Annotated in this window: 1 pseudogene; it reads left to right on the top strand. The window is 65.5% G+C overall.

The features are described 5' to 3' along the window. A pseudogene (locus tag DC347_RS22055) lies at positions 1-238 on the top strand (MmgE/PrpD family protein); the annotation flags it as partial.

Genomic DNA, 238 nt, shown 5'->3' with positions numbered 1-238 from the left:
TACACCAAGGAGCACTCCGCCGAATACCAGGCCCAGGCCTGGATCGACCTGGCCCGCAAGCTGCACGGGGAACACCCGGAGGTCACCGACCCGGCCAACGTCGAGTCCGTGCTGATCAAGACCAGCCACCACACGCATTACGTGATCGGCTCCGGCGCCAACGACCCTCAGAAGTACAGCCCCACCGCGTCCCGCGAGACCCTGGACCACTCCATCCCGTACATCTTCACCGTCGCGC

The organism is Pseudarthrobacter sp. AG30 (assembly GCF_003116525.1).
In the GTDB taxonomy this organism is placed as follows: domain Bacteria; phylum Actinomycetota; class Actinomycetes; order Actinomycetales; family Micrococcaceae; genus Arthrobacter.
The sequence above is the reverse complement of the archived record's forward strand: the minus strand, read 5'-3'. Positions and strand labels throughout refer to the sequence as shown.